This is a genomic window from Cellulomonas phragmiteti (genome assembly GCF_016862775.1).
Lineage (GTDB): Bacteria > Actinomycetota > Actinomycetes > Actinomycetales > Cellulomonadaceae > Cellulomonas > Cellulomonas phragmiteti.
The window spans coordinates 1-18,246 of the sequence record NZ_BONP01000027.1 but is presented as its reverse complement, the minus strand read 5'-3'; the positions used below and the strand labels follow the sequence as shown (position 1 = coordinate 18,246).

At 74.5% G+C, this 18,246-nt stretch carries 18 protein-coding genes; 1 reads left to right on the top strand and 17 read right to left on the bottom strand.

The genetic code is table 11. The features are described 5' to 3' along the window. Positions 1 to 2 precede the first annotated feature (2 nt). The 16 genes from atpA to Cph01nite_RS16390 all read right to left on the bottom strand — a co-directional run bounded on the left by atpA (position 3) and on the right by Cph01nite_RS16390 (position 15,548). Positions 3 to 1,631 carry a F0F1 ATP synthase subunit alpha gene (atpA, locus tag Cph01nite_RS16465; protein ID WP_203675776.1) on the bottom strand — a complete coding sequence of 543 codons (1,629 nt, stop codon included), beginning with the start codon at positions 1,629 to 1,631 and terminating at the stop codon, positions 3 to 5. 64 nt (positions 1,632 to 1,695) lie between these two features. Further along, positions 1,696 to 2,511, bottom strand: a complete 816-nt coding sequence (locus Cph01nite_RS16460; protein WP_203675775.1) for a F0F1 ATP synthase subunit delta — start codon at positions 2,509 to 2,511, stop codon at positions 1,696 to 1,698. After that, a complete protein-coding gene (locus tag Cph01nite_RS16455; RefSeq protein WP_203675774.1) occupies positions 2,511 to 3,095 on the bottom strand; it encodes a F0F1 ATP synthase subunit B in 585 nt (194 codons plus the stop codon). The genes Cph01nite_RS16460 and Cph01nite_RS16455 overlap by 1 nt, the downstream gene beginning before the upstream one ends. Positions 3,096 to 3,099: 4 nt before the next feature. Then, positions 3,100 to 3,309: an ATP synthase F0 subunit C gene (gene atpE / locus Cph01nite_RS16450; protein WP_264158687.1), complete on the bottom strand. Its 210-nt coding sequence runs from the start codon at positions 3,307 to 3,309 to the stop codon at positions 3,100 to 3,102. 92 nt (positions 3,310 to 3,401) lie between these two features. After that, positions 3,402 to 4,121 carry a F0F1 ATP synthase subunit A gene (atpB, locus tag Cph01nite_RS16445; RefSeq protein WP_308439450.1) on the bottom strand — a complete coding sequence of 240 codons (720 nt, stop codon included), beginning with the start codon at positions 4,119 to 4,121 and terminating at the stop codon, positions 3,402 to 3,404. A gap of 183 nt (positions 4,122 to 4,304) precedes the next feature. Beyond that, entirely contained in the window at positions 4,305 to 4,805 is a 501-nt protein-coding gene (locus Cph01nite_RS16440) for a Cg1360 family ATP-synthase-associated protein (protein ID WP_203675773.1), read from the bottom strand. A gap of 23 nt (positions 4,806 to 4,828) precedes the next feature. Next, positions 4,829 to 5,959, bottom strand: coding sequence for an MraY family glycosyltransferase (locus Cph01nite_RS16435; protein ID WP_203675772.1), 1,131 nt, complete (start codon positions 5,957 to 5,959; stop codon positions 4,829 to 4,831). Continuing rightward, the gene (locus tag Cph01nite_RS16430; RefSeq protein ID WP_203675771.1) at positions 5,956 to 6,699 is read right to left on the bottom strand and encodes an L-threonylcarbamoyladenylate synthase; all 744 of its coding nucleotides are present in this window, start codon (positions 6,697 to 6,699) and stop codon (positions 5,956 to 5,958) included. The genes Cph01nite_RS16435 and Cph01nite_RS16430 overlap by 4 nt, the downstream gene beginning before the upstream one ends. Beyond that, positions 6,696 to 7,616 carry a peptide chain release factor N(5)-glutamine methyltransferase gene (gene prmC, locus Cph01nite_RS16425; RefSeq protein ID WP_203675770.1) on the bottom strand — a complete coding sequence of 307 codons (921 nt, stop codon included), beginning with the start codon at positions 7,614 to 7,616 and terminating at the stop codon, positions 6,696 to 6,698. The genes Cph01nite_RS16430 and prmC overlap by 4 nt, the downstream gene beginning before the upstream one ends. Further along, entirely contained in the window at positions 7,613 to 8,677 is a 1,065-nt protein-coding gene (prfA, locus tag Cph01nite_RS16420; protein ID WP_203675799.1) for a peptide chain release factor 1, read from the bottom strand. Before prfA ends, prmC begins: the two co-directional genes overlap by 4 nt. 153 nt (positions 8,678 to 8,830) lie before the next feature. Next, entirely contained in the window at positions 8,831 to 9,046 is a 216-nt protein-coding gene (rpmE, locus tag Cph01nite_RS16415) for a 50S ribosomal protein L31 (protein ID WP_203675769.1), read from the bottom strand. 134 nt (positions 9,047 to 9,180) lie between these two features. After that, positions 9,181 to 9,666, bottom strand: coding sequence for a type II toxin-antitoxin system PemK/MazF family toxin (locus tag Cph01nite_RS16410; RefSeq protein WP_203675768.1), 486 nt, complete (start codon positions 9,664 to 9,666; stop codon positions 9,181 to 9,183). A 108-nt stretch (positions 9,667 to 9,774) separates the two neighbouring features. After that, positions 9,775 to 11,781: a transcription termination factor Rho gene (rho, locus tag Cph01nite_RS16405; RefSeq protein ID WP_203675767.1), complete on the bottom strand. Its 2,007-nt coding sequence runs from the start codon at positions 11,779 to 11,781 to the stop codon at positions 9,775 to 9,777. 348 nt (positions 11,782 to 12,129) lie between these two features. Beyond that, positions 12,130 to 13,098 carry a homoserine kinase gene (gene thrB, locus Cph01nite_RS16400; protein ID WP_203675766.1) on the bottom strand — a complete coding sequence of 323 codons (969 nt, stop codon included), beginning with the start codon at positions 13,096 to 13,098 and terminating at the stop codon, positions 12,130 to 12,132. 6 nt (positions 13,099 to 13,104) lie between these two features. Continuing rightward, positions 13,105 to 14,196, bottom strand: coding sequence for a threonine synthase (gene thrC / locus Cph01nite_RS16395; RefSeq protein WP_203675765.1), 1,092 nt, complete (start codon positions 14,194 to 14,196; stop codon positions 13,105 to 13,107). A 35-nt stretch (positions 14,197 to 14,231) separates the two neighbouring features. After that, a complete protein-coding gene (locus Cph01nite_RS16390; protein ID WP_203675764.1) occupies positions 14,232 to 15,548 on the bottom strand; it encodes a homoserine dehydrogenase in 1,317 nt (438 codons plus the stop codon). A gap of 257 nt (positions 15,549 to 15,805) precedes the next feature. On the opposite strand from Cph01nite_RS16390, the gene Cph01nite_RS16385 reads away from it, so the two are divergent. Continuing rightward, complete coding sequence (locus Cph01nite_RS16385) at positions 15,806 to 16,480, top strand: biliverdin-producing heme oxygenase (protein ID WP_239069323.1); 675 nt, start codon at positions 15,806 to 15,808, stop codon at positions 16,478 to 16,480. Between the two features lie 63 nt (positions 16,481 to 16,543). Here the strand turns inward: Cph01nite_RS16385 and Cph01nite_RS16380 are convergent. Beyond that, the coding region (locus Cph01nite_RS16380; protein WP_203675763.1) for an HtaA domain-containing protein at positions 16,544 to 18,246 on the bottom strand (1,703 nt) is incomplete at its 5' end.

Genomic DNA, 18,246 nt, shown 5'->3' with positions numbered 1-18,246 from the left:
GCTCAGCCTCGCTTCTGGCGGACGATCTGCTCCTGCTCGACCTCCACGTGCTCGTCCTCGACCGCCCCGCCCACGAGCGGGGTGCCGTCGAACGTGAGGAACCCGTTGCGGAAGTCCTCGATCGCGTCGCCGAGGGCCGACTCCGTGGCCTCGTCGAGCTTGCCGGTGCTCGCGATCGTGGACAGCACGTCGGTCTTGCGACGCAGGTGGTCGAGCATCTCGGACTCGAACCGGCGGACGTCCTCGATCGCGACGTCGTCGAGCCGGCCCTTGGTGCCGGCCCAGATCGCGGCGACCTGGTCCTCGACCGGGTACGGCGAGTACTGGCCCTGCTTGAGCAGCTCCATGAGGCGCGCCCCACGGGTCAGCTGGGCGCGGGAGGCCGCGTCCAGGTCGGACGCGAACATCGCGAACGCCTCGAGCGAGCGGTACTGCGCCAGGTCGAGCTTGAGCGTGCCGGAGACCTGCTTCATCGCCTTGACCTGCGCGGCGCCACCGACGCGGGACACCGAGATGCCGACGTCGACGGCGGGGCGCTGGTCGGCGTTGAAGAGGTCCGACTGCAGGAAGATCTGGCCGTCGGTGATCGAGATGACGTTGGTCGGGATGTACGCCGACACGTCGTTCGCCTTGGTCTCGATGACCGGCAGGCCCGTCATCGAGCCCGCGCCCAGCTCGTCCGAGAGCTTCGCGCAGCGCTCCAGCAGGCGGGAGTGCAGGTAGAAGACGTCACCGGGGTACGCCTCGCGGCCCGGCGGGCGCCGCAGCAGCAGCGACACGGCACGGTAGGCCTCGGCCTGCTTGGACAGGTCGTCGAAGACGATGAGGACGTGCTTGCCCTGGTACATCCAGTGCTGGCCGATGGCCGAGCCGGTGTAGGGGGCGAGGTACTTGAAGCCGGCCGGGTCCGAGGCGGGAGCCGCGACGATCGTCGTGTACTCGAGCGCCCCGGCCTCCTCGAGCGCGCCGCGCACGGCGGCGATCGTCGAGCCCTTCTGGCCGATCGCGACGTAGATGCACCGGACCTGCTTGGTCGGGTCGCCCGAGTCCCAGTTGGCCTTCTGGTTGATGATCGTGTCGATCGCGATCGCCGTCTTGCCCGTCTGGCGGTCGCCGATGATGAGCTGGCGCTGGCCGCGGCCGATCGGGATCATCGAGTCGATGGCCTTGAGACCGGTCTGCAGCGGCTCGTGGACCGACTTGCGCGCCATGACACCGGGGGCCTGCAGCTCCAGCGCGCGGCGCGCGTCCGTCGCGACGTCGCCCAGACCGTCGATCGGCGCGCCGAGCGGGTCCACGACGCGACCGAGGTAGCCGTCACCGACGGCGACCGACAGGACCTCGCCGGTGCGTCGGACCTCCTGGCCCTCCTCGATGCCGGCGAACTCGCCGAGCACCACGACGCCGATCTCCCGCACGTCGAGGTTCAGCGCCAGGCCGAGCGTGCCGTCCTCGAAGCGCAGCAGCTCGTTGGCCATGGCCCCGGGAAGGCCCTCGACCTGCGCGATGCCGTCGGCGGCGAGCGTCACGCGCCCGACCTCCTCGGCGACCGCGTCGGTCGGCTGGTAGGACTTCACGAAGCTGTCCAGCGCGGCGCGGATCTCCTCCGGCCGGATCGTCAGCTCAGACATCAGCGGTAACTCCTGTCGTGTCCGCCCGGTGCGGACCGGCGGGTGGGTGAGTCGTGAGTGGGCGTCAGCCGGCGAGCCGGCGGCGGGCGTCGTCCAGGCGTGCGCGAACGGTCGTGTCGATGACGTCGGCGCCCACCTGGATCCGCAGCCCGCCCAGGGCTGCGGGGTCGACGGAGACGTTGAGCTGGACCTGACGCCCGTAGCGGCGGGTCAGGAAGGTCTCGACCCGGGCACGCTGGGCGGTGGTCAGCACGCTCGCGGCGGTGACCTTGGCCACGAGACGACGGCGACGTGCGGCCGCCACCCGCCCGAGCTCGATGATCGCTGCGGTCAGCGACCGCTTGCGGGGCACGGCCACGGCGCGCGAGACCAGGGTGAGCGTGGCGGGTGCCACCTTGTCGGCGAGCAGGTCCCGCACGAGAGCCAGGCGACGCGACACGTCGGTCCTGCGGTCGGCCAGCGCCGCCCGGACCTCACGGTTGGCCACGAGCAGCCGGTCGACCCGGAACAGCTCGTCCTCGACGCGCTCGAGGTCCCCACCCGCCTGCGCGGCTGCGAGGACCGCGACCGCGGCGAGGTGCGCGACGGCGTCGAGCAGGTCGAGCTCGCTGGACCAGCGTCCTCGCACCATGCCGGCGAGGAGGTCCACGACCTTCCCGTCGACCCGGCCCCCGAGCACGCCGGTCACCAGGGCGGCCTTCGCCTCACCCGTGGCGCCCGGATCCGTGAGCGCGCGGCGCAGGGACGAGTGCGCCTCGAGCAGGTCGACCACCGCGAAGAGCTGGTCGCCGACCGTCGCCGCACCGGGCCCCAGGGCGGCGAGCACCGGCTCGAACCGGTCCTCCGCCGCCGTCAGGGCCTGCTCGCTCGCGCCACGCATCAACGGCCCCTGACGCTGTCCGCGCCCGGTGCCTCGACAGGCGCGCCGAGGTTCTCGTCGAGCTCGTCGAGGAACCTGTCCACCACGCGGGCGGCACGGGCGTCCTCGGAGAGCGACTCGCCGAGGATCCGCGCTGCGAGATCGGTCGCCAGCGTGCCGACGTCCGTGCGCAGCGAGATCTCCGCGGCCTTGCGCTCCGCCTCGATCTGCCGGTGGGCGTTCTGCACGATCCGCTCGGCGTCGGCCGCAGCCTTCGCCCGCAGCTCCGCCAGGATCGTCTGGCCCTCGGCGCGCGCCTCCTCACGGACGCGCGCAGCCTCCAGACGCGCCTCGTCGAGCTGGGCGCGGTACTGCTCGATCAGCGCGGCAGCCTCCTCCTGGGCGACCTCGGCGCGCTTCAGCCCGCCCTCGATGAGCTCGGTGCGCTCGTCGAGGATGCGCGTGAAGACCGGCAGCACCTTCTTCCAGAAGACGTAGCCGATGATCGCCGCACAGACCGCCGACCACAGGACGTCGTAGAACGGCGGGAGGAGCAGCGAGCCGCTGCCCTCCTCTGCCGCCAGGACGAGAGTCGTCGCGATCATCGGATCAGAAGACGAATCCGGCGGCGAAGCCGATCAGACCGAGCGCCTCGATGGCCGCCAGGGCGATGAACATGTTGGTGCGCAGCAGGCCGGCCACCTCGGGCTGGCGTGCGGTCGCCTCCTGCGTCTTGGCGACCATGATGCCCAGGCCGATGCCGGGGCCGAGCGCGGCCAGGCCGAAACCGATCGTTGCGATGTTGCCCGTGATCTCCACGAGTGTTCTTCCTTCCGGTTGGCGGGGCCGGACCCTCGTCCGGTTCCTCCGACGTCCTGGGTCGACGGCCCGGCGGGCCGTCGACGCGGGGGCTAGTGCGCCTCCTGCGAGATGCTGATGTACACCGCCGTCAGCAGCGTGAAGATGTACGCCTGCAGCGCGGCGATGAAGATCTCGAAGAGCGTGAAGGCCAGACCTGCGGCGAGCGTGACCACGCCGATCGCCTTGAGCGCGCCCGCCGCCTCGAAGAAGAGGAAGTGGGTGGCGGCGAAGCACAGCACGAGCAGCAGGTGCCCGGCGACCATGTTGACGAGCAGACGGATCGTGAGCGTCGCCGGCCGCAGGATGAAGGTCGAGATGAGCTCGATCGGCGTGAGGATGATGTACACCGGCCACGGCACGCCCGAGGGGAACAGCGTCGTGCGCAGGTACCCGAGGGCCCCGTGGGACCGGATCCCGACGACGATGAACGCGACGAAGGCGATGACCGCCATGACGAGCGGGAAGCCGATGAGCGACGAGCTCGCGATGTTCAGGCCCGGGATGACGCCCGTGATGTTCATCGCGAGCACGGCGAAGAAGATGGTCGTCAGCAGCGGGATGTACCGGCGTGCGGTCGCCTTGCCGATGATCTCCTCGGCGATGTTGACCCGCACGAAGTCGAGGGCGAGCTCGGCCACGTTCTGGCCGCGGCCGGGCACGAGGCGCGCGCGCCGGGCTGCCACCAGGAAGAGGGTGACGAGCACCACGGTCGACAGGATGCGCACGAGGATGATGCGGTTCAGCTCGAACGCGGTGCCCTCGAAGAGCACGGCGGGCGGGAAGAACTCCGCGATCGTCGGCGCGTGGAACCCGCCGTCCTGCGACGCGGCGAACGGCAGGATCGTCGAGAGGCTGGACAGAACGAACTCCTGTGGTCGTGTGGTCTGCCGACGCGAACGCGGATGCGAGCGCGGCCCGGCACCTGGACGTCGTGGATTCGGGGGAAGCGTAACCTATCCCGGGCCGTCACCATGACCCGCGTCCGCGGTCCCGGGCTCTTGGTCCCGCCTCGTCGTGACCGGTACCACGTACGGTGTCCGGCTGGCCCCGACCGCGCGGTAGTCCGCGAACGCGGAGCCGACGACGCCGAGGGTGAGCACCACCACGAGGACGCCCGGGTGGTAGAAGTCCATCCCCCGCAGCACGGCGAGCACGACCACCAGCACGACGACCTTCACGAGCCACGCGCCCATGACCAGCGCCGACATCTGCCCGAGCCCGGAGCGGACGGTGCGCAGCATCGACCAGATGGTCGTCCCGGAGAACAGCAGGGCCAGCGCGGCCCCCACGAGCGCTCCCCAGACGCCGGCCACGCCGGCGACCAGTCCGCCGACGACCACCCCCAGCACGACGAGCACGGCAAGCAGGACGAGCAGGTCGCGCAGCGCCCGGTGGAGCACCGCGCGGATCGCGGCCTGCGCCTCGGGGGCCAGGGGGTCGGCCGGGCTGGTCACGGTGGTCTCCGATCGGTCGGTGATCAGGTGCGGGTCGCGTGCTCGGCCTCGTCGGGGACGGGCGCACGGCCCGAGCCACGCAGGGGGCCGAGGGTCAGGGCGGTCGCGACCACCACGCCGACACCGGTCGCGACGAGCACCGTGGTGGTCGACAGCACGGCCAGCGCCGCGACGCCGAACGCCAGGACGGCGGTCCACACGTACATGATGAGCACGGCGCGCCGGTGGCTGTGGCCGAGAGCCAGCAGCCGGTGGTGCAGGTGCAGGCGGTCGGGGTGGAACGGGCTCTTGCCCTGCAGCACCCGCCGCAGGATCGCCAGCCCCATGTCCAGCAGCGGGAGCACGAGGACCGCGACCGGCAGCAGGATCGGCACGTACGCGGGGAACCGCACGCGGTCGACGACCGCCGCCGGGTCGATCTGCCCGGTCACCACGATCGCGGCGGCCGCCATGACGAACCCGAGCAGCATCGAGCCGGAGTCCCCCATGAAGATGCGGGCCGGGTACAGGTTGTGCGGGAGGAACCCGACGCACACCCCCACCATGACCCCCACCACGAGCGTCGCGAGGTTCGAGTAGTCGTCCCGGCTCGTGTTCTGCGTCAGCAGGTACGCGTACAGGAAGAACGCCGCGCCGCCGATCGCCAGGACGCCGGCGGCCAGCCCGTCCAGGCCGTCGACGAAGTTCACGGCGTTCATCGCCACCACCACGGACACCACGGTGACGAACACCGCCGTGCGCGCCGAGCCGCTGAGCACGCCCCCGATGGGCAGCGTGTAGAGCAGCACGCCCTGCCACGCGAGGAACCCCGCGGCGAGCACCTGCCCCATGAGCTTGGTGAGCCAGTCGAGGTCCCAGATGTCGTCCGCCACACCGAGGGCGCACACCAGCGCGGCGCCGCCGACGATGCCGAAGATCGGCCGCGGGTTGGCGTACACCGGCTCGAGGAACGCCAGCTGCGAGCCCATGAGCAGCGCGACCAGGAGGCCGGCGAACATCGCCATGCCCCCCAGGCGCGGCGTCGGGATGGCGTGGACGTCACGGTCGCGCACGGCGGTGATGGCACCCCAGCGCAGGGCGCACCACCGCGCGAGCGGCGTCGTCAGGTAGGTCACCACGGCGGCGATGACCGCGACCAGCAGGTAGGTCCTCACGGCGCGGGGGCCTCCGGCGGGGCGTCGTCGGCCGGCGCGTCGTCGGTCGGGGCGTCGTCCGGCTGCGCGGGCGGGACCGCGTCGGCTGCGGGCCGCGGGGCCATGACGGGCGCCACGGCGGCCAGCGCCGCGAGGTCGATCGCTCCGAGGCGCACGACGCGCAGGACGTCGCCCGTCGCGTCGACGATCGTCGAGGCGACCCCGCCGGGCGCGGTCCCGCCGTCGAGGAACACCGGCACCTTGGCCCCCAGCTGCCGGTACGCCTCGGCGGCGGTGGTGGCCGCCGGACGGCCCGTGAGGTTCGCGCTGGACACGGCGAGCGGTCCCGTGCGGCGCAGCAGCGCGAGCGCGACCGGGTGGTCCGGCATGCGCAGGGCGACGGTGCCGCGCGTCTCCCCCAGGTCCCACGCGAGCGAGGGCTGGGCCCGCAGGATGACGGTGAGGCCGCCGGGCCAGAACGCCTCCGCGAGCGCACGGACCGCGTCCGGCACGTCGGTGGCCAGCCCGTCGAGCGTCCGCACGTCCGGGATGAGCACGGGCGGGGGCATCTGCCGACCGCGGCCCTTGGCGTCGAGGAGACCCTGCACGGCGCGCGGGTCGAACGCGTCGGCGCCGATCCCGTAGACCGTGTCGGTGGGCAGGACGACCAGCTCGCCACGGCCGACGGCGTTGACCGCCTCGTCGATCGCCGGGCCCCAGGTCGCCGGGTCGGTCGCGTCCTTGATCCGGATGAGGCTCACGCGGGCGAGTCTCCCACGACCGGGTGCGCGACCCGCCGCGCGACGAGCGTGCGGGGCCGACCGGTGAGGTCCGGCACCGTGCGCACGTCCTCGAAGGCGCCGGTCGCGGCCGCTGCCGCACGCGCTGCCGCGTCCTGGACCTCCGCGTGCTCCATGACCAGCAGACCGCCCGGTGCGAGCAGCCGCGCCGCGGCGGCGATGACCGCCCGCGGCACGTCGAGCCCGTCGGCGCCCCCGCCGTAGAGGGCCACGTCGGGGTCGTGGTCCCGCACCTCGGGGTCCAGCGGCACCGCGTCGGGCGGGATGTACGGCGGGTTGGAGACGACGACGTCCACCGTCCCGTCGAGGTCGGCGAGCAGCCGGGGGTCGCAGGCGTCGCCCTGGACCACGCGCAGCCGAGGGCTCGCGATCGCGCCCGCGTTGGCCCGCGCCAGCCCCACGGCCGCGTCCGCCAGGTCCACCGCGACGACGCGGCTGCCCGCCACCTCGGTGTCGACGGAGATCGCGATCGCGCCGGTGCCGGTGCACAGGTCGACGACGAGCGGCTCCGCGCCGCGCGCCGCGCGCGCGGCGGCCTCGTCGATCGCGATCTGCGCCACCGTCTCCGTCTCGGGTCGCGGGACGAACACGCCCGGCTCGACGCGCAGCGTCACGTACCGGAACACGGTGTACCCGACGACGTGCTGCAGGGGCTCGCGCGCCCGCCGTCGCTCGACGAGCTCGGCGTACTCCGCCGCGAAGCCGTCGGGCAACGGCGGCGGGAGCGCGAGCTCGACGCGGGGCAGCCCGAGGGCGAACGCCGCGAGCGCGAGGGCGTCGTGCCGGGGGGACGGGACGCCGGCCTCGGTGAGGACCGTCGTCGCCCCGTCGACGAGGGCCCGCAGACCGGGGACGGTGGGCGCGACCCCGCCGCTCACGCGGCGCCACCGCCCGCCGCGGCGAGGCGCGCTGCGTCGTCCGCGTCGACCGCGGACGCGATGACGGCGCCGAGGTCGCCGTCGAGCACCTGGTCCAGGTTGTACGACTTGTAGCCGGTGCGGTGGTCCACGATGCGGTTCTCGGGGAAGTTGTACGTCCGGATCCGCTCCGAGCGGTCCACCGTGCGCACCTGGGAGCGCCGCGCCTCGCTCGCCGCGGCGGCGGCCTCCTCCTGGCGCGCGGCGAGCAGACGTGCGCGGAGCACGCGCATCGCCTGCTCGCGGTTCTGCAGCTGGGACTTCTCGTTCTGCATCGAGACGACGATGCCCGTGGGCAGGTGCGTGATGCGCACGGCCGAGTCGGTCGTGTTGACGGACTGCCCGCCCGGACCCGACGAGCGGTACACGTCGATGCGCAGGTCGTTCTGGTCCACCTCGACGTCGCCGTCGTCGTCCGCCTCGGGGAAGACCATGACCCCGGCCGCCGACGTGTGGATGCGCCCCTGCGACTCGGTGACGGGCACGCGCTGCACGCGGTGGACGCCGCCCTCGTACTTCAGGTGCGCCCACACGCCGTCCTCGGGCGGGCCGGCCGTCCGGGCCTTGATCGCGACCTGCGCGTCCTTGACGCCCCCGAGGTCGGACGGCGTCGCGTCGAGGACCTGCACGCTCCAGCCCTGACGCTCGGCGTACCGCGTGTACATGCGCAGCAGGTCACCGGCGAACAGCGCGGACTCCTCGCCGCCCTCCCCCGCCTTGACCTCGAGGATGACGTCGCGCGCGTCGTCCGGGTCCCGCGGCACGAGCACGCGGTGCAGCCGATCGGCGGCGTCGGCCGCGGCGGCCTGCAGCGCCGGCACCTCGACCGCGAAGGCGTCGTCCTCCGCGGCGAGCTCGGCGGCCGCCTCGGCGTCCTCGGCGGCAGCGCGCCACTGCCGGTACGCCTGCACGACGCGCCCCAGCTCGGCGTAGCGCCGGCCGAGCCGCCGCGCCCGCGCCGCGTCGGCGTGCACGACGGGGTCGGAGAGGTCGCGCTCGATCTCCGCGTGCTCCACGAGCATGGCCTCGACGCCGTCGAGCTGGTCCACGGGCTGTCCTCCCACCGGTCACGGACGCGCACCTGTCGGGCGCGGACACAGCAACAGCGCCGGTGCGCGGGCGGACACGACCATGGAGGGCCGTCGTCCGCCGGTCGCACCGGCGCTGTGGAAGAGCTAGTTGGCCGGCTTCTTGCCGTAGCGGGCCTCGAACCGGGCCACGCGGCCGCCGGTGTCGAGGATCTTCTGCTTGCCCGTGTAGAACGGGTGGCAGGCGCTGCAGACGTCGGCGTGGATCTTGCCGTCCTTCACCGTCGAGCGGGTGACGAACGTGCTGCCGCAGGTGCACGTGACCTCGGTGACCACGTACTCCGGGTGGATGCCAGACTTCACGGGAGTTCTCCTTGGGGTTTGCCTCCGGGTCCGGACGCGCGTCTCGCGCCGGTGAACCGCAGACCGACGGACCATTGTGCCAGAACGGCGCACGGGCGTGAAACCTTCCCCGCCGCGGATGCCTGCTGCTGGGGTCAGGACGCGCGCCCGAAGGGGCCGCGGGCGCCGGCCGCCTCCCGGTACCAGGCGACGAGCGCCTCGCCCGCGTCGCCGGACCGGCGGCGCGCGGCCGACAGCGGCAGCGTGCGGGGACGCAGGTCGATCCAGCTCGCGCGCGTCAGGCCGGGGAACCCGGGCGGCAGGCGCACGTGGTCCCGTCGCGCGCTGCGGTCCTGCGACGTGAACCGGGCGACCTCCCACGTGCGCCGGTCGACGGCGAGCACCAGCACCGGCCGGTCCTTGCTGCCGGTCCCGTCGTCGAACGGCACCTCGGCGAACCAGATCTCCCCGACCCGCGGCACGCCCCACGACGTGCCCGGCGTGCGTCGGCGCGGACGTGGACGTGGGCGGCGACGCCGCCCCCTGACCACCAGCGCGACCACGAGCAGCAGCACCGCGAGCGCCAGCGCCTCGGGACCGGCGAGCGCGGTCGCGGGGTCAACGGCGTCGAACGGCGGCACGGGACCAGGCTAGCGGGCACGGCCGTCCGGGAGCCGCCGGGGGGCCGGACGCGCCGACGGCCCCGTCCCCCCGGGGAGGGGGCGGGGCCGTCGGGGGTCGTCGACGGGTCAGACGACCTTGCCGACACCCTCCTCGAGGGCGGGGCCGTTGTGGCCCGGCGTCGTCTTCTGCACCTGCAGCAGGAACTCGACGTTCGACTTGGTCTCGCGGAGCTTGCCCAGCAGCAGCTCGATGGCCTGCTGCTGGTCCAGGCCACCGAGCACCCGGCGCAGCTTGTAGATGATCTTCAGCTCGTCGTTGCTCATGAGGACCTCCTCGCGGCGGGTGCCGGACGCGTTGACGTCCACCGCCGGGAAGATGCGCTTGTCCGCGAGCGAGCGCGACAGCCGCAGCTCCATGTTCCCGGTGCCCTTGAACTCCTCGAAGATGACCTCGTCCATCTTCGAGCCCGTCTCGACCAGGGCCGAGGCGAGGATCGTCAGCGAGCCACCGTTCTCGATGTTGCGCGCCGCACCGAAGAACCGCTTGGGCGGGTAGAGCGCCGAGGCGTCGACACCACCGGACAGGATCCGGCCCGACGCCGGTGCGGCCAGGTTGTAGGCGCGCGACAGGCGGGTCAGGGAGTCGAGCAGCACGACCACGTCCTGGCCGAGCTCGACCAGGCGCTTGGCCCGCTCGATCGCGAGCTCCGCGACGATGGTGTGGTCCGAGGCGGGCCGGTCGAAGGTCGAGGCGATGACCTCGCCCTTCACGGTCCGCTCCATGTCGGTGACCTCCTCGGGCCGCTCGTCGACGAGCACGACCATGAGGTGGACCTCGGGGTTGTTCGTGGTGATCGCGTTCGCGATGTGCTGCATGATGATCGTCTTGCCCGCCTTGGGCGGCGCGACGATCAGCCCGCGCTGGCCCTTGCCGATGGGCGCGACGATGTCGATGACGCGCGGCGTCAGACGACCCGGCTCGGTCTCCAGGCGCAGCCGCTCCTGCGGGTACAGGGGTGTGAGCTTGCTGAACTCCGGGCGCTCGCGCGCCTCGTCGGCGCCCGCGCCGTTGACGGAGTCGAGGCGGACCAGCGCGTTGAACTTGTTGGGCCGGTTGCCCTGCGGCGTCTGCTCGCCCTCGCGCGGCTGGCGTACGGCACCGGTGATCGCGTCGCCGCGGCGCAGGCCGTGCTTCTTGACCTGGTTGAGCGAGACGTACACGTCGTTGGGCCCGGGCAGGTAGCCCGTGGTGCGGACGAACGCGTAGGAGTCGAGCACGTCGAGGATCCCGGCGACGGGCAGCAGCACGTCGTCCTCGGTCACCTCGACCTCGTCCAGGCCCGCCAGGTCGCCCTGGCCGGTGCGCGGACGCCCGCGCTTGCGGTCCCGGTCGCGGTCACGGAAGCGGTCGCGCGAGCGTCGCCGACGCCCGCCGCGCTCGTCGTCGTCGAGGCGGTCGCCGGAGGCCGGCGCACCGGCGGTGGCCGCGGCACCCTGGGCGGCCTGGCCGCCGTTCTGGCCACCCTGCCGGCGGTCGCCCTGCTGACGGTCGTTCTGCGGACGGTCGTTCTGCGGACGCTCGCCCTGCTGACGCTCGCCCTGCTGACGGTCGTCCTGCTGGCGCTCGTCCTGGTCGTCCCGCTGCGGGGCGTTCTCGGGACCTGCGGGCGCACCCGCGCCACGACCCGCGCGACGCGACCGGCGCTCGCCCGTCACGGTGCTCACGGCGTCCGTGGCGCGCGCGGCCCGGTCGTCCCGCTGCTCGGCCGGCGCGAGGCGCGCGTCGAGCGCCGCCTCGAGCCCGGCGAGGGCGTCCCGGCCGCCCCCGGCGCGCTCCCGGGAGCGCGCGGGGCGCTCCGCCGGGGCGTCGTCCACCGGCGCGCGCTGCGCGGAGTCCTCGTCGACCACGGCCCGTGCACGGCGCGTCGTCGCGCGCGTCTCGAGGGCCTGGGGCCGCTCGCCGCCGGAGCGGGCCGCGGTGATCGCCTGCACGAGGTCGCCCTTGCGCATCTTGCTCGTGCCCTTCACGCCGAGCTGCGAGGCCAGCGCCTGGAGCTCCGGCAGCCGCATCGCGGCGATGCCGGGACCCGAGCCGCCCGTGGTGGTCGTGGCGGCGTCGATGGTGTCTGTCACGAAGGATCCTTCCCCCTCGTCGGGGCCCGCCCGGTCCGCCCGGGAGGGGGCCTGCGCCCGGTCGGCATGACCTGACGGAGTGGTGCCACGCGCGCTGCGTACGACGACGTCTGCTCACGCTGGCGGGGTGTTCCCCTCGTCGTCGACTCGGGTGACCGTCCGGCGGGATCCAGGAGATGGTCGGGAGCCGGGGACCGGAGGAGGTCCACCGGCGGATCACTGGCGGATCCACAGGGGGCCGGAGGACGAGGTCCGGGGAACGCGCTCAGCCTAGCACCGTGGTCACGGCCGCCGGTCCGGCCCTGCGCGGTTCACCCCGCCGGGGACCCGCGGCCCGCAGGACGCGACTCAGTCGAGCATCGCCGTGACCGAAGCGCCCTCGACCGCCACCGGCAGCGGCAGCACCCGCCAGCCCGCCATCACGCCGCCGAACGCCGCCGCGATCGCGGCGTCCGCGTCCGTGCCGCCGTCGTCCCGACGTCGCGCCAGGACGAGCACGGTCGGCCCGGCGCCGGACACCACGGCCGCTACCCCCTGCTCGCGCAGCGCGTCGACGAGCGCGAGCGAGGCGGGCATCACGCGACGCCGGTACCCCTGGTGCAGCCGGTCACCCGTGGCCGCGAGGAGCAGGTCGGGCCGGCGCCCCAGCGCCTCGACGAGCAGCGCCGACCGACCGGCCTGCCACGCCGCGTCACCGTGGGGCACATGGGCGGGCAGCACGCCGCGCGCCGCGTGCGTCGAGAGGTGGCCCGGCGGGATGATCGCGACGGGCGCGACGTCGGGGTGCACCGCGAGCCGCGCCGCGTGGACCGCGCCCGCAGGTCCGTCCTCCCCCTGGGCCGGCTCGGCGTCGTCGGACCAGGCGACCGTCAGCCCGCCGAGCAGCGCGGGCGCGGCGTTGTCGGGGTGGCCCTCGAGCCGCGTCGCGAGCGCCAGCGCGACGTCGTCGTCGAGCGCCTCGGGCTCCGCCACCAGCCCGCGCGCCGCGAGCACCCCGGCGACGACCGCCGCCGCCGACGACCCCAGCCCGCGGCCGTGCGGGACGCGGTTGCGGCAGACGAGGTGCAGGCCGGTCTGCGGCGCGCCGACGTGGTCGAGCGCGGCGCGCAGCGCGCGCACCACGAGGTGCGTGTCGTCGCCGGGGACGGTGCCGGCACCTTCCCCCTGCACCTCCACGCGCACGTCGGCGGTACCGAGCGCGCGCACCTCGAGCTCGTCGTGCAGCCCCAGCGCCAGCCCGAGCGCGTCGAAGCCCGGTCCCAGGTTCGCGGACGTGGCGGGGACACGGACCCGCACGTGCGCCGAGCGCAGCCGCACGGCGGCTCAGCCCAGGCCGAGCGCGTCGGCGATGGACACGACGTCCGTGGTGACCCGCATGGGCTGCACCTCGTCGCCGTCAGCCGTGCGCAGCGCCCACTGCGGGTCCTTCAGGCCGTGCCCCGTGACGGTGACGACGATGCGCGCCCCCGCGGGGACCAGGCCACGCTCCGCGCGCGCCAGCAGGCCGGCGACACCGGCCGCGGACGCCGGCTCGACGAAGACGCCGACCTCGGCGGACAGCACGCGGTGGGCCGCGAGGATCTGGGCGTCGGTGACGGCCTCGATGACGCCGCCGGACACGTCGCGCGCCTCCTCGGCCTGCTGCCAGGACGCGGGGTTGCCGATGCGGATCGCGGTCGCGATGGTCTCCGGCGTGTCGACGGGGTGGCCGAGCACGATCGGGGCGGCGCCGGCGGCCTGGAAGCCCCAGACGGCCGGGGTCCGGGTCGCAACGGCGGGCAGGTCCGCGCCCGCGTCGAGCCCTGCGTACTCGCGGTAGCCCCGCCAGTAGGCGGTGATGTTGCCCGCGTTGCCGACCGGCAGGCAGTGGATGTCCGGGGCGTCGCCGAGCGCGTCCACGATCTCGAAGGCCGCGGTCTTCTGCCCCTCGATGCGGTCGGGGTTGACGGAGTTGACCAGCTCGACGGGGTACGCCTCGGCGAGCTTGCGGGCCGCGACGAGGCAGTCGTCGAAGTTGCCGTCGACCTGCAGCAGCCGCGCGCCGTGGGCGATCGCCTGGCTGAGCTTGCCCATCGCGATCTTGCCGTCCGGCACGAGCACCGCGCAGACCATGCCGGCGCGCGTCGCGTACGCGGCCGCCGACGCCGAGGTGTTGCCCGTCGACGCGCAGACCACGGCGCGCGCGCCACGCGCGGCGGCCGCCGAGATCGCCGTCGTCATCCCGCGGTCCTTGAAGGACGCCGTCGGGTTCATGCCCTCGACCTTGACGTGCACGTCGGCACCCGTGCGGTCCGAGAGCACCGGGGCGTGCACGAGAGGCGTGCCGCCCTCCCCCAGCGTGACGACGCGCTCCTGGACGCGGGCGGGCAGACGGTCGGCGTACTCGGCGATGACGCCGCGCCACTGGTGGGCCATGGGGGTTCGGTTCCTCGCGTGGGTGGGGTGGGTGGTCACAGGACGGGCAGCACGGACACGACCTGGCGCACCACGGGGAGCGCCGCCACGGCCTCGACCGTGGCGCGCACCGCACGCTCGGGAGCGGTGTGCGTGGTGATGACGAGCGTCGCCGAGGCGTCGTCACCCGTGAGCTGGGGGGTCTGGCGCACGGACTCGATCGACACGTCCTGCGCGGCGAGCTCGGCCGCGACCCTGGACAGGACGCCCGGGCGGTCGTCGACCTCGAGCCGGACCTGGTAGCGCGAGCGCGCCTCGCCGCGGTCGAGGACCGGCAGGTCGGCGTGGGACGACTCGACGGGGCCCTTGCCGCCGAGCACCCGGTGCCGGGCGACCGAGACCAGGTCCCCGAGGACGGCCGACGACGTGGGCGCGCCGCCCGCGCCGCGCCCGTAGAACATGAGCTCCCCCGCGGCCTCGGCCTCGACGAAGACCGCGTTGAACGCCTGGCGCACGCCGGCGAGCGGGTGGTCGGCGGGCACGAGCGTGGGCTGCACGCGGACGAGGACACCGTCGCGGCCCTCGGCCGTGCGCGCCCGCTCGGCCACCGCGAGCAGCTTGAGCACGTGGCCCGTGCGCTCGGCCCAGGCGACGTCGGCGGCCGTGAGAGCGGTGATGCCGGTGCGGTCGACGTCGTCGAGGGCCACCCGGGTGTGGAACGCGAGCGAGGCGAGGATCGCGGCCTTGGCGGCGGCGTCGTACCCCTCGACGTCCGCGGTCGGGTCCGCCTCGGCGTAACCGAGCGCCTGGGCCTCCTTGACGGCCTGCTCCAGGTCGAGCCCCTCGGTGGTCATCGAGTCGAGCACGTAGTTGGTGGTGCCGTTGACGATGCCGAGCAGCCGCTGCACGGTGTCGCCGGCGAGCGACTCACGGACCGGCCGCACGATGGGGATCGCGCCGGCCACCGCGGCCTCGAAGTAGAGGTCCACGCCCGCGGCGTCCGCCGCCGCGTAGAGGGTGGGGCCGTCCTGCGCGAGCAGGGCCTTGTTCGCCGTCACGACGCAGGCGCCGGCGCCGAGCGCCGCCAGCACCAGCGACCGTGCGGGCTCGATGCCGCCCATGAGCTCGACGACCACGTCGGCCGAGCGCACGAGCGCGTCGGCGTCGGTCGTCAGCAGGTCCCGGTCGACCACCTCGTCCCGCTCGGCGTCGAGCGAGCGGACGGCGATGCCGACGAGCTCGAGCCGGGTGCCGACGCGGGCGGCGAGCTCGTCGCCCTCCGTGACCAGCCGGCGCACGACCTCCGTCCCGACGACGCCGCAGCCGAGGACGGCGACGCGCAGGGGCGGACGGGAGCCGGGGGTGAGGGCCACGACGGGTGCCTTCCGAACGGGCGGTCGACGGGGGCCGCGGGGGTGGGACGTCGAGGTCGGGCGATCGCGCGAGGCGCTGCCCGGCCGACGCCCAGGATAGGGCGCGGGCGTACGGCGCGGACGTGACGTCCGGGCTGCGGGCGCCGACGACCTGGACACCCACTCTTGTTAGGAGAGCCTCACCTGATCTAGCGTGGCGTCCTGACAGAGCGTCAGCAAGGCAGCCGTCCCCCACCGGACCACCGGGAGCCCCCACCGTGACCACCACCCCCACCGAGCCGGTGCTCGACGCCGCCCCCGCGACGCCGTTGTCGGCCGCGCTGCGCGCCGGCACCCGCCAGGACCACGAGGACGCCGAGCGCTCCGTCTTCGTCGAGCACCTCGTCGGTGGCAGCCTGCCGCTGGCCGGGTACGTCGACCTCGCCGCGCAGCAGCACGCCGTCTACACCGCGCTCGAGGCAGCGGGCGACCGGCTCGTCGCCGCAGGCACGCACGGCGACCTGGTGTTCCCCGAGCTGGTCCGCGTCCCGGCCATCGAGGCCGACCTCACCCACCTGCTGGGCGAGGACTGGCGGACGCGGGTGCGCGTGCTGCCCGCCACGGCCGCGTACGTCGCACGCCTCGCGGCGGTCGGCGACGACCTGCCTCACTACGCCGCGCACGCCTACACCCGCTACCTCGGTGACCTGTCGGGCGGCCAGGTGCTGCAGCGGATGATCGCGCGCCACCACGGGCTGTCGGGCGCGGGGGTCTCGTTCTACGACTTCCCGCAGATCCACCGGCTCAAGCCGTTCAAGGACGTCTACCGCGAGCGGCTCGACGCCCTGGACCTCGACGCGGGGCAGCGCGCGGCGGTGGTCGCGGAGGCGCGGCTCGCGTTCCGGCTCAACCGGGCGATGTTCGCGGACCTCGCGGCGGCGCACGGGCTGTAGCCGACGACGCACGAGGGGGGTGGCACCGTGCGGTGCCACCCCCCTCGTGCGTGCGACCGGGCGCTAGACCGCGGCCCCCCGCCGGCGCCGGGCGAGACCGACCAGCAGGGCGCCGACCAGGACGAACCCCGCCCCGACGCCGGCCGACGCCGCCGCGTCGGCTCCCGTCGCGGCCAGGCCCGTGCTCGCGTCGCACTCCACCTGACCACCCAGCGGGAGCGTGAACGCGACCATGTCGAGCGGCTCACCGGCCGCGTAGAACCCCGCGAACCCCGCCGCTCCTGCCGCCGTCAGCGTCGCGGGCACACCCGTGTACGCCACCCTGCCCTCGCTCGTCGACCGCGAGCCCGCCGACAGCGCCAGCGTCGCGAGCGTGACGCGCGACGCGCCGTCGGGCGACGTCACGGTCGCCGTGAGGGTGGCGGACGACGCGCTCGTGACCTGGACGCGCGGGTCGGCGATCGTCAGGGCGAGCTGGCCGCCGTGGCCCGCGAACGCCACGCTCCCCGACCACGACGCAGCGCCCGCGGGGCCCCCGGGGTCGATGCGGCCCGTTCCCCCCGACCAGGTCCACGGACCGCTGCCCGAGACGCCCGAGGCCGTCACCGTGCCACGCGCCACCGGCCCCGTGACGTAGGTGCGGAAGCTGTCGCGCACACCCCAGGTGAGGGTGGCTCCGGACACGGACCGGGCGACGCACCGGGCCGGGGCGGCCGTCACGGTGACGGCCTGCCGCAGGGTGCGGCCCGCGCCGACGACCACCAGCGTGTGCCGTCCCGCGGGCGTCGCCGCCGGGACCGTCACGGACGTCGTCACCACGCCCGACGCGTCGGCGACCAGGCCGCGCGCCAGCACGACGGGGTCGGAGTGCAGCTCGACCCGGACACCGGCCTCGCCCGGCGCGAAGCCGTCCGCCGTGAGCGTCAGCACGCCGCCCGCCACGACGGCACCCGAGGTGAGGCCCTCGACGACGAGCCCGGAGGTGGGGCCGGGCACGACCGGCGCCGGCACCGCCGGGAGCTGCGGCATCCCCTCGAAGGACAGGGGCGTCGCGGTGTCGAGCGACCGGTCGCTCGACCCGTGCGCCGCCATGGTGACGACGTGGAACGGTGTGACGGCGTGGTCGTAGGCCGTGCCGCCGCCGACGTACGTCCGGGTGAGGCCCGTGAAGCTCACCGTGAACGTGCCGTCCGCGGACAGCGGCGCCGTGCCGGCGGTCGGCGACGTCACGCGGGTGCTGACCCACGTGGCGGCCTGGAACCTCGACGCGTCGAGGTACCACGCGTCACCGACCAGCGGGCCGACGGCCACGTACAGACCGGCGCCGCCGACAGCGGCACCGAAGCCGGCACCGCGGACCGTGAGGTCGAGCGTGCCGTCGGTGCGCAGGACCCGCTCGAGCGTCACCGACGGGCCGGCGGGCTGCGGTGCCGGCGGGGTGGTCGGGTCGGGCGTGGGCGCCGGGGTGGGCACCGGGGTGGGCGTGGGCCCGACGGTCGGCGTCGGGACGGGGGTCGGCGTGGGGGCCGGCTCGACGAACGTCAGCGGCGTGAACGTCTCGTACGCCGCCGCCGTGGACCCCGACCCCGCGTACGTGTAGATCCCGTACCGCGCACCGGCCACCGGCGACTTGGCCTCCACGACCGCCCGGTCCACCTCCAGCACCGCGGTGAACGACCCGTCCTCACGCAGCTCGACCGCACCGGCCGACGCCCCGCCGACCACCGCCACCGAGTCCGCCGGCACCGCCCAGCTCATCGCCCCCG

What these genes read in the sequence shown, in the direction of transcription:
- atpA (WP_203675776.1), bottom strand. Translation starts at nt 1,631, where the DNA reads ATGTCTGAGCTGACGATCCGGCCGGAGGAGATCCGCGCCGCGCTGGAC.
- Cph01nite_RS16460 (WP_203675775.1), bottom strand. Translation starts at nt 2,511, where the DNA reads ATGCGTGGCGCGAGCGAGCAGGCCCTGACGGCGGCGGAGGACCGGTTC.
- Cph01nite_RS16455 (WP_203675774.1), bottom strand. Translation starts at nt 3,095, where the DNA reads ATGATCGCGACGACTCTCGTCCTGGCGGCAGAGGAGGGCAGCGGCTCG.
- prfA (WP_203675799.1), bottom strand. Translation starts at nt 8,677, where the DNA reads ATGCTCGTGGAGCACGCGGAGATCGAGCGCGACCTCTCCGACCCCGTC.
- thrC (WP_203675765.1), bottom strand. Translation starts at nt 14,196, where the DNA reads ATGGCCCACCAGTGGCGCGGCGTCATCGCCGAGTACGCCGACCGTCTG.